The 13,756-nt window shown below is 59.2% G+C and carries 9 protein-coding genes and 1 tRNA gene; 8 read left to right on the top strand and 2 right to left on the bottom strand.

Annotation, left to right across the window (positions count from 1 at the left end; genetic code table 11):
- Nucleotides 1-18: 18 nt before the first annotated feature.
- On the bottom strand, nt 19-1,044 hold the full coding sequence (gene tsaD / locus AC07XF_RS04570) for a tRNA (adenosine(37)-N6)-threonylcarbamoyltransferase complex transferase subunit TsaD (RefSeq protein WP_495025567.1): 1,026 nt from the start codon (nt 1,042-1,044) through the stop codon (nt 19-21).
- A 199-nt stretch (nt 1,045-1,243) separates the two neighbouring features.
- Here tsaD and rpsU point away from each other — a divergent pair, with 199 nt between their 5' ends.
- The 6 genes from rpsU to AC07XF_RS04540 all read left to right on the top strand — a co-directional run bounded on the left by rpsU (nt 1,244) and on the right by AC07XF_RS04540 (nt 10,409).
- Entirely contained in the window at nt 1,244-1,459 is a 216-nt protein-coding gene (gene rpsU, locus AC07XF_RS04565) for a 30S ribosomal protein S21 (RefSeq protein ID WP_002551877.1), read from the top strand.
- Between the two features lie 480 nt (nt 1,460-1,939).
- Nucleotides 1,940-3,907 carry a DNA primase gene (dnaG, locus tag AC07XF_RS04560; protein WP_008017402.1) on the top strand — a complete coding sequence of 656 codons (1,968 nt, stop codon included), beginning with the start codon at nt 1,940-1,942 and terminating at the stop codon, nt 3,905-3,907.
- Between the two features lie 67 nt (nt 3,908-3,974).
- Nucleotides 3,975-5,822, top strand: coding sequence for an RNA polymerase sigma factor RpoD (rpoD, locus tag AC07XF_RS04555; protein WP_495025566.1), 1,848 nt, complete (start codon nt 3,975-3,977; stop codon nt 5,820-5,822).
- Between the two features lie 124 nt (nt 5,823-5,946).
- Nucleotides 5,947-9,693 carry a bifunctional diguanylate cyclase/phosphodiesterase gene (locus AC07XF_RS04550; RefSeq protein ID WP_495025565.1) on the top strand — a complete coding sequence of 1,249 codons (3,747 nt, stop codon included), beginning with the start codon at nt 5,947-5,949 and terminating at the stop codon, nt 9,691-9,693.
- A 15-nt stretch (nt 9,694-9,708) separates the two neighbouring features.
- Nucleotides 9,709-9,785, top strand: a tRNA-Ile gene (locus AC07XF_RS04545).
- Between the two features lie 381 nt (nt 9,786-10,166).
- On the top strand, nt 10,167-10,409 hold the full coding sequence (locus tag AC07XF_RS04540) for a DUF3077 domain-containing protein (protein ID WP_495025564.1): 243 nt from the start codon (nt 10,167-10,169) through the stop codon (nt 10,407-10,409).
- A 98-nt stretch (nt 10,410-10,507) separates the two neighbouring features.
- Here the strand turns inward: AC07XF_RS04540 and AC07XF_RS04535 are convergent, their stop codons facing one another.
- Nucleotides 10,508-11,143 (bottom strand): zinc metalloprotease, encoded by a 636-nt coding sequence (locus tag AC07XF_RS04535; RefSeq protein ID WP_495025563.1) that lies wholly within the window; start codon nt 11,141-11,143, stop codon nt 10,508-10,510.
- Between the two features lie 172 nt (nt 11,144-11,315).
- Between AC07XF_RS04535 and AC07XF_RS04530 the strand changes: the two genes are divergently transcribed.
- Both AC07XF_RS04530 and AC07XF_RS04525 read left to right on the top strand, forming a co-directional pair.
- Nucleotides 11,316-11,777, top strand: coding sequence for an Lrp/AsnC family transcriptional regulator (locus tag AC07XF_RS04530; protein WP_007980298.1), 462 nt, complete (start codon nt 11,316-11,318; stop codon nt 11,775-11,777).
- A gap of 286 nt (nt 11,778-12,063) precedes the next feature.
- Nucleotides 12,064-13,746: a flavin monoamine oxidase family protein gene (locus AC07XF_RS04525; protein ID WP_495025562.1), complete on the top strand. Its 1,683-nt coding sequence runs from the start codon at nt 12,064-12,066 to the stop codon at nt 13,744-13,746.
- The last annotated feature ends 10 nt before the right edge of the window (nt 13,747-13,756 follow it).

Here is a 13,756-nt window from a genome sequence, read left to right as displayed (position 1 = left end):
GGACATGAGCGCCGCTCATCACAATGCCGACAATTGCTCCATCGGCCAGCGTGCCTGCACGCTGATCGCCAGACTTTCCTGCTGACCGGCCTGCAAGCGCTGGCAGCCGGCAAACGCGATCATCGCGCCGTTATCGGTGCAGAACTGCGGACGGGCATAAAACACATCGCCCCTCATGTCGCCGAGCATTTTCTCCAGAGAAGTCCGCAACGCCTTGTTGGCACTGACGCCCCCTGCGATCACCAGGCGCTTCATACCGGCGGCTTTCAGGGCACGCTTGCACTTGATGGTCAAAGTCTCCACCACGGCCTGCTGGAACGCCAGCGCGATGTCGCAACGGGCTTGCTCGCCGTCGTCCCCGGCGCTGACGCATTGCTGCCAGGTGTTCAGGGCAAAGGTTTTCAAGCCACTGAAGCTGAAATCCAGGCCAGGACGGTCGCACATCGGACGCGGAAAGACGAAACGTCCTGCAACGCCCTGCTCTGCGAGGCGAGCGATTTCCGGTCCGCCCGGATAATTGAGGCCCATCATCTTGGCCGTCTTGTCGAAGGCTTCGCCGGCAGCGTCATCCAGGGTCTCGCCCAAGAGCGTGTACTGACCAATTCCGTCGACCTGAACCAGTTGCGTATGACCACCCGACACCAACAAAGCGACGAACGGAAACTCCGGTGGTTGCGGCTCCAGCATCGGCGCCAGCAAGTGGCCTTCCATGTGGTGCACGCCAAGTGCCGGAATACCCCAGGCAAAGGCCAGCGCCTGAGCGCAGGAAGCCCCCACCAGCAATGCGCCCACCAGGCCAGGACCTGCGGTGTAGGCGATCGCATCGATCTCGGTCGGCACGCAGCCGGCTTCGGCCAACACCTGACGAATCAAGGGCAGCATGCGTTTGACGTGATCGCGCGAGGCCAGCTCCGGCACCACGCCGCCATAGGCGCGGTGCAGGTCGATCTGACTGAACAGCGCGTCGGCCAGCAGCCCGCGTTCACTGTCGTAAAGTGCGACACCGGTTTCGTCGCAGGAGGTTTCTAATCCCAGTACTAGCATGGGTTTGCGCCTTGTTTAGGCTGAATTCGAAGGCGCGCATAATAGTCGTCGCGTGATGCCCCGACCAGCGGTTTTCGATCAGAGGCTTTGCATTCCGAGCGTTGAGGGGTTAACATCCGCAACCCTTAAAAACCGACGTCTTCAAGTGCTCTTTTGCCGCGAGGATGTTGACCCCGGTAATGAATGAAGGTAGCTCTGGATGCCAGCCGTCAAAGTAAAAGAGAACGAACCCTTCGACGTAGCTCTGCGTCGTTTCAAGCGCTCCTGCGAAAAAGCCGGTGTACTGGCTGAAGTTCGTAGCCGCGAATTTTACGAGAAGCCAACTTCTGAGCGTAAGCGCAAAGCAGCAGCCGCTGTTAAGCGTCACGCCAAGAAAGTTCAGCGCGAACAGCGCCGCGCCGTTCGTCTGTACTAATACACAGACGATCGTAGCAAGCTTCTGCCAAGCCCGGCCCTCAGCCGGGCTTATGGCATTTGCGGAAAACGCTTGATGCTTCACTGTCGAAGCCGCAGACGCGACCGAGACAAATCTGCTTCACCGCGTCAGACCTGGCTCTTTTGCCAGCGGTGCACGTCTTTTCTGACGAGCCTTCCAAGGCTACTGACGAGCACACCCACTGATTCCTCTCACGACGATCAGCCCAAGGCACCTGCTTGCGTGCCAATTGATGAGCTATCCGAGGCCGGTGATTGGCCGCAGCGGATTCAGCGCAACACTTTCAAACAGTCGAATACTGATTGGCATTAACGTCAGTGGATTTTCGGCAGATACACTTCCCGACAGCGATTACGCAGACGACACTGGTCGAGCCGCTTACTTTGCGCGCCTCAAACAATGACCGCGTTTGCTCGCCGTACGTTTCGGGTTCCTTTCAGCGCAGATGACGAGAACGCCATGGCCGGGCTAATTCCCCAGAGCTTCATTGACGACCTTCTGAACCGCACCGACATCGTCGATGTGGTCAGCTCGCGCCTGCAATTGAAAAAAGCCGGCAAGAACCACACCGCCTGCTGCCCGTTCCACAAAGAAAAAACTCCGTCGTTCAGCGTCAGCCCCGACAAGCAGTTCTATTACTGCTTCGGCTGCGGCGCTGGCGGCAACGCCCTCGGCTTCATCATGGACCACGACAACCTGGATTTCGTCCAGGCTGTCGAAGAACTGGCCAAAGCCGCCGGCATGGAAATCCCCCGCGAAGAAAGCGGCCGCCCGCACAAACCGCGGCAGCCGACCGATTCTCCGCTGTATCCGCTGCTCAGCGCTGCCGCCGACTTTTATCGCCAGGCCCTGAAAAGCCATCCATCGCGCAAGGCGGCCGTGGATTACCTGAAAGGTCGCGGGCTGACCGGCGAAATCGCCCGGGACTTCGGCCTCGGCTTTGCCCCACCCGGCTGGGACAACCTGTTCAAGCACTTGAGCAGCGATACCCTGCAACAAAAAGCCATGATCGATGCTGGCCTGCTGATCGAGAATGCCGAAAGCGGTAAACGTTACGACCGCTTCCGCGACCGCGTGATGTTCCCGATCCGCGACAGTCGCGGGCGTGTCATTGCGTTTGGCGGCCGGGTATTGGGCGACGACAAGCCGAAATACCTGAACTCCCCGGAAACCCCGGTTTTCCATAAAGGCCAGGAACTCTACGGCCTCTACGAAGCGCGCAAGACCAACCGCAACCTCGACGAGATCATCGTCGTCGAGGGTTACATGGACGTCATTGCCCTGGCCCAGCAAGGCCTGCGCAATGCCGTCGCGACCCTGGGCACCGCCACCAGCGAGGAACACCTCAAGCGGCTGTTTCGCGTCGTGCCCAGCGTATTGTTCTGCTTCGACGGCGATCAGGCCGGTCGCAATGCGGCATGGCGGGCGCTGGAGGCGACACTTTCGAGCCTGCAGGACGGTCGCCGCGCACGTTTTCTATTCCTGCCTGAAGGCGAGGACCCGGACACCCTGGTCCGCTCTGAAGGCACCGATGCCTTCCGCGCGCGCATCAACCAGCACGCGCAGCCGCTGGCCGATTACTTCTTCCAGCAACTGACGGAAGAAGCCGACCCGCGCTCGCTTGAGGGCAAGGCCCACATGGCCACCCTCGCCGCGCCGTTGATCGACAAAGTCCCGGGTGCCAACCTGCGCACCTTGATGCGCCAGCGCCTGAGCGAAATCACCGGCCTTAGCGGCGAAGCGGTGAGTCAGCTGGCACAAAGCGCCCCGCAAGAAGCCCCGCCGGCCTACGACCCGGGCATCGATTACGACGCGATGCCCGATTACAGCGACTATCATCAGCCGCAGGCACAGGAAATGTATGTGCCGCAGCAGGAATGGACGCCGAAGAAACCCGGTGCAGGAGGCAAGAAATGGGACAAGAAACCGTGGGACAAGAATGGCAAACGGGGCGGTGATCGCGATCAACCCCGCGCGCCACGGGTGCCCGCCGCCGTAGAACCGCCGACCCTCGCCGCCTTGCGCACGTTGCTGCATCACCCGCAACTGGCCGAAAAAGTCGAGGATGCCGGACACTTCGCCGCCGAGGATCACACCAACACACAATTGCTGGTGGCGCTGCTCGAAGCCGTACAGAAGAATCCCAAGCTAAACTCAATTCAGCTGATTGCGCGCTGGCACGGCACAGAACAAGGCCGGCTGCTCAAGGCGCTGGCGGAAAAGGAATGGCTGATTGATGGAGATAACCTTGAACAACAGTTTTTCGACACCATTACTAGCTTGTCAGCCCGCCAACGCGAGCGAAACCTGGAACAACTTCTCAGAAAAGCACGTCAAAGCGAATTGACCAGCGAAGAGAAAAATCAACTGCGCGACCTCTTGAGTCGCAATGTTTCCGCATCAAACCCGACCTCAACTGGCGCGTGAGGTCATAGCTCAGGTATAATCCTCGGCTTGTTTTTTGCCCGCCAAGACCTTCAGTGGATAGGGTGTTATGTCCGGAAAAGCGCAACAGCAGTCTCGTATCAAAGAGTTGATCACACTTGGTCGTGAGCAGGGCTACCTGACTTACGCGGAGGTCAACGACCACCTGCCGGAGGATATTTCAGATCCGGAACAGGTGGAAGACATCATCCGCATGATCAATGACATGGGGATCAACGTATTCGAGGTTGCGCCAGATAAGGATTCCCTTATGCTGGCCGACGCCGATACCGACGAAGCCGCAGCCGAAGAGGCCGCTGCAGCGTTGGCTGCGGTCGAGACCGACATTGGTCGCACTACCGACCCGGTGCGCATGTACATGCGCGAAATGGGTACGGTCGAGCTCCTCACACGTGAAGGCGAAATTGAAATCGCCAAGCGTATTGAAGAGGGCATCCGTGAAGTGATGAGCGCAATCGCGCACTTCCCTGGCACGGTTGATCATATTCTCTCCGAGTACACCCGCGTCACCACCGAAGGTGGCCGCCTGTCCGACGTCCTGAGCGGTTATATCGACCCGGACGACGGCATCGCGCCGCCTGCGGCAGAAGTGCCGCCGCCGATTGACGCGAAAGCCGTCAAAGCGGATGACGATTCCGACGATGAAGACGGTGAAGCCTCGGATGACGAGGAAGAAGCCGAAAGCGGTCCGGATCCGATCATCGCCGCTCAGCGTTTTGGCGCTGTTGCCGATCAGATGGAAATCACTCGCAAGGCGTTGAAAAAGCACGGTCGTCACAACAAGGCAGCGATTGCCGAGTTGCTGGCCCTGGCCGAACTGTTCATGCCGATCAAACTGGTGCCGAAGCAATTCGAAGGCCTGGTCGAGCGTGTTCGCAGCGCCCTGGATCGCCTGCGTCAGCAAGAGCGCGCAATCATGCAGCTCTGCGTTCGTGATGCACGCATGCCGCGTGCAGACTTCCTGCGCCAGTTCCCGGGCAACGAAGTCGACGAAAGCTGGAGTGATGCCCTGGCCAAAGGCAAAAGCAAATACGCTGAAGCCATTGGTCGTCTGCAGCCGGACATCGTCCGTTGCCAGCAGAAGCTGACCGCGCTGGAAACCGAAACCGGTTTGACCATCGCCGAGATCAAGGACATCAACCGTCGCATGTCGATCGGTGAGGCCAAGGCCCGCCGCGCGAAGAAAGAGATGGTCGAAGCCAACTTGCGTCTGGTGATCTCGATCGCCAAGAAGTACACCAACCGTGGCCTGCAATTCCTCGATCTGATCCAGGAAGGCAACATCGGCTTGATGAAAGCGGTAGACAAGTTTGAATACCGCCGTGGCTACAAATTCTCGACTTATGCCACCTGGTGGATCCGTCAGGCGATCACTCGCTCGATCGCCGACCAGGCCCGCACCATCCGTATTCCGGTGCACATGATCGAGACGATCAACAAGCTCAACCGCATTTCCCGGCAGATGCTGCAGGAAATGGGTCGCGAACCGACCCCGGAAGAGCTGGGCGAACGCATGGAAATGCCTGAGGACAAGATCCGCAAGGTATTGAAGATCGCAAAAGAGCCGATCTCCATGGAAACCCCGATCGGTGATGACGAAGACTCCCATCTGGGTGACTTCATCGAAGACTCGACCATGCAGTCGCCAATCGATGTTGCAACCGTTGAGAGCCTTAAAGAAGCGACTCGCGAAGTGCTGTCCGGCCTCACTGCCCGTGAAGCCAAGGTACTGCGCATGCGCTTCGGTATCGACATGAATACCGACCACACCCTCGAAGAGGTTGGTAAGCAGTTCGACGTGACCCGTGAGCGGATTCGTCAGATCGAAGCCAAGGCGCTGCGCAAGCTGCGCCACCCGACGAGAAGCGAGCATCTGCGCTCCTTCCTCGACGAGTGATCACAAAACCCCCGGCCCAGGCCGGGGGTTTTGTTTTGTACAGATTAAATCCCCCCGCATCTCCCCTTCCGCTCTATAGCCCGTCTACACTCGAAACATTCCCCCGAGCCATAACGAGACCGTTATGCCCAGACTGCCGACCGTGCTTTTTTTGCTGTCGCTGATGACCTGGACCGCAACGGCTGGCGCTCTGACTCTCACTGACGATGAACGTAGCTGGCTGGCGGCTCACCCGAACTTGCGCCTGGGTGTCGATGCGTCGTGGCCGCCCTTCGAGTTCCGCGACGATGAGGGCCGCTACCAGGGCCTTGCCGCGGATTACATCGAGATTATTCGCAAAAGGCTGGCAACCCGACTCACGCCCATCGAGCCGGTGAGCTGGACCGCTGTCCTGGAACAAGCCAAAAAGGGCAAAATTGACCTGCTGCCGGGCATCATGTCGACCCCGGAACGCCAGAACTACCTGTCGTTCACCCGCCCCTACCTGGATTTTCCGATTGTCATCCTGGCCCATGTCGGGGGCCCCCAGCCACACAACCTGCAAGACCTGTACGGTCTGAAAATCGCCGTGGTGGAAAACTACGCCCCCCACGAACTGCTGCGCACGCACAATCCCGACCTGAATCTGGTGGCGATGCCCAACGTCAGCTCGGCCTTGCAGGCACTGGCCACCGACGCAGTGGACGCAGTGGTGGGCGATCTGGCTTCCAGCGTCTGGAGCCTGCGTCAACTCAAGCTCGATGGGTTGTATGTCAGCGGTGAAACCCCCTATCGCTATCAACTGGCCATGGCAGTACCTCGCGACAACAAAATGCTTGTCGGTATTCTCGACAAAGTCCTGGCGGACATGAGCCCCGCCGAAATCAGCGCCATTCAGGAGCATTGGGTCGGCAACGTCCTCGATCATCGAACGTTCTGGAAGGATCTGTTGATGTATGGCCTGCCCGGATTGTTGCTGCTGAGCATCGTGCTGGCTTCGGTTATCCGCATCAACCGCCGCTTGAGTTCGGAAATCACCCGCCGGGTCGACCTTGAACAGGAACTGCGCAGCAGCGAGTACCACTACCGTGGCCTGGTGGAGAGCCTGTCGGCCATCGCCTGGGAAGCAAAAGTCACCGATTTCACCTACAGCTATGTATCGCCCCATGCCGAAGACCTTCTCGGTTATCCCCTGTCCCATTGGCTGATTCCGGGCTTCTGGCGCAACATCATTCACCCTGCCGACCTGACCCGCGCCCAGACCTTCTGCGATCACGAAGTGCTGGCCGGGCGCGATCACCGCCTCGACTACCGAGTGATCACCGCCGACGGCCGTTGCCTGTGGGTACGCGATATCGTCAGTTTGATCGAACACGGGCATGAACCGGTGTTGCGCGGCTTGATGATCGACATTACCGACGCCAAGCGCACCGAAGAAGCGTTGCGCCTGTCGGAACAGAAATTCGCGTCCGTGTTCCAGCAATGCCCGGACATTCTGGTGATCGCGCGCCTGAGCGACGGTTGCCTGCTGGAAGTCAACGAAGCGTTCGAAGAGCAGATCGGCCTCAAGGCCGAGGACGTCATTGGCCAGACCGCCACCAACCTGAACATCTGGGGCATTCCTGGCGTTGGGCCAGGCCTGTTGCAACGTTTGCAGGCCGGCAGCATCCGCAACCTGGAAATGCCCTTTCGTCGCAGCAACGGCCAGGTGTTTACCGGCCTGATCTCCGCCGAGCCGTTCGATCTCGACATGACGCCAGCGCTGGTGGTCGTCGTGCGGGACATCACCCAGCTCAAGGAAACCCAGCAACAGCTGCAAACTTCCGAAGAAAAATTCGCCAAGGCCTTCCATGCCTCTCCCGACGGCTTGCTGCTGTCACGGCAAAGTGATGGCTTGCTGCTGGAGGTCAACGAGGGTTTCAGCCGCATCACCGGGTTCAACAGCGCAATGTCGGTGGATCGTTCGGCGCTGGACCTGGGGATCTGGGTCAACCTCAATGAACGCAAGCAAATGCTCGACCTGCTGCACCGGGACGGTTTTGTCCGTGACTTCAGCTGCCATATCCGCCGCAGCGACGGGCAGATCCGCCTCTGCGAAGTGTCCAGCCGTCCACTGCCGATTGGCGATGAAGACTGCATGCTGACCATCGCCCGGGACATCACCGAGCGGCATCTGATGCAGGAAAAACTGCAACAGGCCGCCACCGTGTTCGAAAGCACCGCCGAAGGCGTGTTGATCACCGATACCCAACAGCACATCAGTGCGGTGAACCGTGCGTTCACCGAAATCACCGGCTACAGCGAAAACGAAGCACTGGGGCACACGCCACGCCTGCTCGCCTCGGGCCTGCATGACAGCGCGTTCTACGCGGCCATGTGGCATCAATTGACCGCCGAAGGTCATTGGCAAGGCGAGATTTCCAATCGGCGCAAGAATGGCGAGTTGTATCCGAGCTGGCTGACCATCAGTGCCGTGCGCAACCGCGACAAGTTCATCACCCACTTTGTCGCAGTGTTCGCCGACATCTCCAGCCTCAAGCATGCCCAGGCCAAACTCGACTACCAGGCGCACCACGACCCGCTGACTGGCTTGCCGAACCGCACACTGTTCGAAAGCCGCTTGCTGACGGCACTCAACAACCAGCAGGAAAACGGCAAGCAGGGCGCTGTGTTGTTCCTCGACCTTGACCGCTTCAAGCACATCAACGACAGCCTCGGCCACCCGGTCGGCGACCTGCTGCTCAAGGGCATCGCCATACGCCTCAAGGAGCAGCTGCGTGACATCGACACCGTGGCGCGCCTGGGTGGTGACGAATTCATCATTCTGTTGCCAGGCCTGCAACAACCCAGCGATGCCGACCACCTAGCCACTAAATTGCTCAATTGTTTCACCGCCCCCTTCCAGGCCGGCGAACACGAGTTTTTCATCAGCGCCAGCATCGGCACCAGCCTCTATCCCAGGGATGGCTGCGACGTTGCCACACTGATCAAGAACGCCGACGCCGCGATGTACTGCTCCAAGGCCAAGGGCCGCAACCGGGTCGAAAGCTACACCCGCGACCTCACCGCCCAGGCCAGCGAACGCGTAGCGCTGGAACACGAACTGCGCCGCGCCATCGAACGCAACGAGTTGCACCTGTGCTACCAACCGAAAATCAGCCTCGACGACTACAGCCTGGTCGGCGCCGAAGCCCTGATCCGCTGGCGCCATCCGACCTTTGGCGACGTGCCGAGGGAACACTTCATCCCGCTGGCCGAAGAAAACGGCATGATCCTGCAAATCGGTGACTGGGTTCTGGAAACCGCCTGCCGGCAGATGTCCGAATGGCACCAGTTGTACGAAGGTCTCGGCCCGCTGTCGGTCAACCTGGCCGGCGCCCAATTGCGCCAACCCAACCTGCTGGGCCGTATCGAACAGTTGCTCAAGGACAACGGCCTCAACCCTGGTTTCCTGCAACTGGAGATCACCGAAAACTTCATCATGAGCCAGGCCGAAGAAGCGCTGGCGGTGCTGCATCAACTCAAACAATTGGGCGTGCAATTGGCCATCGACGACTTCGGCACCGGCTACTCGTCCTTGAGCTACCTCAAACGTCTGCCGCTGGACATTCTCAAGATCGATCAATCCTTCGTCCGTGGCCTGCCGGACGATCCCCACGATGCGGCGATCGTACGCGCCATCATCGCGCTCGGACGCAGCATGCAATTCACCGTGATTGCCGAAGGGGTCGAGACCCTGGCGCAACAGCAATTCCTCGCCGCCGAGGGTTGCGAGCAAATCCAGGGCTACATCGTCAGCCTGCCCCTCCCCGCGGACGAATTTGCCGCGACATTTCTTCGTACAACCGTAATGGCTTTTTCGGATGGCACAGTAGCGAAACCGTCGTTATAATCCGCGGCCTACTGAGGGCCTATAGCTCAGTTGGTTAGAGCAGAGGACTCATAATCCTTTGGTCCACGGTTCAAGTCCGTGTGGGCCCACCAAACAAGAAAGCCGCGTTTTTACGCGGCTTTTTCGTGTCCGACGTTTAGTTTTGTTTACTTATGGTCTCGCTTTATCGGATGACGCCCGCAGACCTTGTAGGCAAACTCCGAATCTTGCGCTTGGGTACTTTGCCGCCTTGTTGTGCTTTTCTTTGAGGGGATAGTCTCCCGTGTCGCTGACCATTCAGCGATCGGGCTTGGAAACCCGACGAAATTAGACGCAACAGATGCCCACCTCAATTTCGAGTTATGGCGGCTGTGCGTGGGACGTCCCTGGGCGTGCCGGTTTCCTAGTTTCCCGGTTTTCCAACCTGCGCACAGCTGCCACCCATTCGCTTGGAAACGAATGTGACAGCTCCTTAAAAAATTAGGAGTTTGAACATGAGCATATCTGCACCTTCAGAACTAAAAACCGTCGGCTTCACACCCTTCCTGTATCTCTCAGACCAACCGCTGTTCCACGTCTGCCGAGACGTCCCCATCGCCGACGCCCTCGCCCAAGATTCCGACCGCCACGCCTGGGCCGCGCATTACCTGACGTCGATGAGCAAAGCGGTGATTGATGATGTGGTGAAGGTGCTGACGCGTCGGCCTGCCGGAGCAAGCAAGGACGCGAACCGATGAACCTGTAGGAGCGAGCTTGCTCGCGAAGAAATCACAGGCGACGCTAACTGTCTGGTTTCTCGCGTTATCGTTCACGACCTTCGCGAGCAAGCTCGCTCCTACAATGTATGCACGCGCTGCTCGGGCCACATCCGCTCAAGCGCCTCCCCCGTCAACACCACCTCGTACGTATCCGCCGGCCGTCCCCATTGCTCGACGATGATCATGCCGTCCACCAGCGCCCCTGCCAGTTCCGCAATCGTCTCGGCCTGATCCTCTATGATTTTTTGAGTTCGGCCCCACACCCGATCAGTCATCGCTTTAAGCTCTGCCGTTACTCGCTCACCCGACGCTGGATCGGTATCTGGGTAGGCGATGTTGCGCAGCAGATGCTGAAGCTCCCTGATTTTTGCGTAATCCTGTTCCGCCCCCTGCTCGCCTTTGAGGATGGCTGTGGTTTTGGGCTTGTCGACGCGTTTTGCAGCTGAAGGTTTTGAAGGCAGTGTCTGTGCCATTGCGCCAGCCAGGAGCACCATCATCCGGGCTTCCAGATGTTCCTTCATGGCTTCTATCGACGAAATTGGGCGCACCAACGTAATGCAAGCCCCACCCTGGTGACGCAAATCCATGGTCACCGTCAGGGTGACGCCGCCCGTGGCAAAGCCCAAGGCGCGGGCCACCACGTAGTGCCCCATTTCGTGATGGGCGATCTGCAATGCATGGTTCCGTACAGCGGCAGGCAGCTTCGTCGTCATGTCCTTCCCTCGCACCCTCGACTGCATTAATCCTAGCCGAATTGCGCACACCCTCTTTCGGCCTTTCAACAGCAAAAAGCCGCGCAATCCGTCCGCTCGACGACCACAAGCGCCCCGTCGAGCGAGCCTGTAACATGCTGCACCATTGATCCGCGCCAATGGAGATACCCCTTTGCCTGACACTCGCCCACCCGTCCTCGATGAAATCGACCGCCAGTTGATCGCGGCCCTGCAGATCAATGCCCGCGAGAGCGTAGCCATGCTTGCCCGGCAACTGGGCATCGCCCGCACCACCGTCACTTCGCGCCTGGCGCGGCTGGAAAAAGCCAAGGTGATTACCGGTTACGGCGTGCGCCTCGGTCAGCGGGTAGTGGATGGCGGGTTGCAGGCGTATGTGGGGATCACTGTGCAGCCGCGTTCCGGCAAGGAAGTGTTGCGACGGTTGAGCGCCATGGCGCAGGTGCAGCAGTTGTGTGCGGTCAGTGGCGAATTTGATTATGTGGCGTGGTTGCGCACCGATTCGCCGGAGCAGCTGGATCAGCTGCTGGATCAGATTGGCAGTGTGGATGGGGTGGAGAAGACCACGACGTCGATCATCTTGAGCAGCAAGATTGATCGGGGGCAGCCGGTTTGAGGTTTTCCCGGTGGTTTTGGTGTCTGACAGGCCTGCAAAGACCTGTAGGAGCTGACTTGCCAGCGAAGGCGTCTGGACCATCAACACAAAACTCAACGGCCTCTTCGCTGGCAAGCCAGCCCCTACAGTGGGCAGTGTGCGCAACCATATCGTCATATCGACCAATAAAATGGCAAAACGACGACACTTTGCGTCTTATTAACGTGTTCTGTGCTCTCTAGAATGGCTGGCATCTTTTCCTATACTCAGATGCGCATTCCGCGTCGGGTCGCCAGCAAGGTCAGCCATGAACAAGAACAATCGCCATCCTGCAGACGGTAAAAAACCAATCACCATTTTCGGCCCGGACTTTCCCTTCGCCTTCGACGACTGGATCGAACACCCGGCTGGCCTGGGCAGCATTCCCGAGCACAATCATGGTGCCGAAGTGGCGATTGTCGGGGGCGGAATTGCCGGCCTGGTGGCCGCGTATGAACTGATGAAGCTGGGTCTGAAACCGGTCGTCTACGAAGCTTCGAAAATGGGTGGCCGTTTGCGCTCCCAGGCATTCAACGGGGCCGAAGGTATTGTTGCCGAGCTCGGTGGCATGCGTTTTCCGGTGTCCTCTACCGCGTTTTATCACTACGTCGACAAGCTCGGTCTGGAAACCAAACCGTTCCCCAACCCGCTGACACCCGCATCGGGCAGCACGGTGATCGACCTCGAAGGCCAGACTCATTACGCACAGAAGTTGTCGGATCTTCCCGCACTGTTCCAGGAAGTGGCTGACGCGTGGGCTGACGCTCTGGAAGCCGGCTCGCAGTTCTCCGATATCCAGCAAGCCATTCGCGACCGCGACGTGCCGCGCCTCAAGGAACTGTGGAACACCCTGGTGCCGCTGTGGGACGACCGCACCTTCTACGACTTCGTCGCCACCTCCAAGGCGTTCGCCAAGCTCTCGTTCCACCATCGCGAAGTGTTTGGTCAGGTCGGCTTCGGTACCGGCGGCTGGGACTCGGACTTCCCCAACTCGATGCTGGAAATCTTCCGCGTGGTGATGACCAACTGCGACGATCACCAGCACTTGGTGGTCGGCGGTGTGGAACAAGTGCCACAGGGCATCTGGCGCCATGTGCCGGAGCGTTGCGTGCACTGGCCCGAAGGTACCAGCCTCAGCTCTCTGCACAACGGCGCACCGCGTACCGGCGTGAAGAAGATTGCCCATGCACCGGGTGGCCGTTTCGCCGTCACCGACAACTGGGGCGACACCCGCGAATACGCCGCGGTGCTGACCACCTGCCAGAGCTGGCTGCTGACCACCCAGATCGAATGCGATGAGACCCTGTTCTCGCAAAAGATGTGGATGGCCCTGGACCGCACCCGCTACATGCAATCGTCGAAAACCTTCGTGATGGTCGATCGCCCGTTCTGGAAGGACAAGGACCCGGAAACCGGCCGCGACCTGATGAGCATGACCCTTACCGACCGCCTGACCCGTGGCACCTATCTGTTCGACAACGGTGACGACAAGCCGGGGGTAATTTGCCTGTCGTACTCGTGGATGAGCGACGCGCTGAAAATGCTCCCGCACCCAGTGGAAAAACGCGTGAAACTGGCGCTGGATGCACTGAAAAAGATCTACCCGAAAGTCGACATCGCCGCACGGATCATTGGTGATCCGATCACCGTTTCCTGGGAAGCCGACCCGCATTTCCTCGGCGCGTTCAAAGGCGCGTTGCCTGGCCACTACCGCTACAACCAGCGCATGTACGCGCACTTCATGCAGGATGACATGCCGGCCGAGCAGCGCGGGATCTTCATCGCTGGCGACGACGTCTCGTGGACGCCAGCCTGGGTTGAGGGCGCTGTGCAGACCTCGCTCAACGCAGTGTGGGGGATCATGAAACACTTCGGCGGTGCAACTCATGCCGAGAATCCGGGTCCAGGTGATGTGTTCAACGAGATCGGACCGATCGCCCTGCCCGAGTAAGAGGAATCCG

This window comes from Pseudomonas sp. GW821-FHT01C01 (assembly GCF_059422645.1).
The sequence above is the reverse complement of the archived record's forward strand: the minus strand, read 5'-3'. Positions and strand labels throughout refer to the sequence as shown.

Coding starts and splice junctions, on each gene's coding strand:
- rpoD (WP_495025566.1), top strand. CDS start 3,975: ATGTCCGGAAAAGCGCAACAGCAGTCTCGTATCAAAGAGTTGATCACA.
- AC07XF_RS04525 (WP_495025562.1), top strand. CDS start 12,064: ATGAACAAGAACAATCGCCATCCTGCAGACGGTAAAAAACCAATCACC.
- AC07XF_RS04540 (WP_495025564.1), top strand. CDS start 10,167: ATGAGCATATCTGCACCTTCAGAACTAAAAACCGTCGGCTTCACACCC.
- rpsU (WP_002551877.1), top strand. CDS start 1,244: ATGCCAGCCGTCAAAGTAAAAGAGAACGAACCCTTCGACGTAGCTCTG.
- dnaG (WP_008017402.1), top strand. CDS start 1,940: ATGGCCGGGCTAATTCCCCAGAGCTTCATTGACGACCTTCTGAACCGC.
- tsaD (WP_495025567.1), bottom strand. CDS start 1,044: ATGCTAGTACTGGGATTAGAAACCTCCTGCGACGAAACCGGTGTCGCA.
- AC07XF_RS04535 (WP_495025563.1), bottom strand. CDS start 11,143: ATGACGACGAAGCTGCCTGCCGCTGTACGGAACCATGCATTGCAGATC.
- AC07XF_RS04550 (WP_495025565.1), top strand. CDS start 5,947: ATGCCCAGACTGCCGACCGTGCTTTTTTTGCTGTCGCTGATGACCTGG.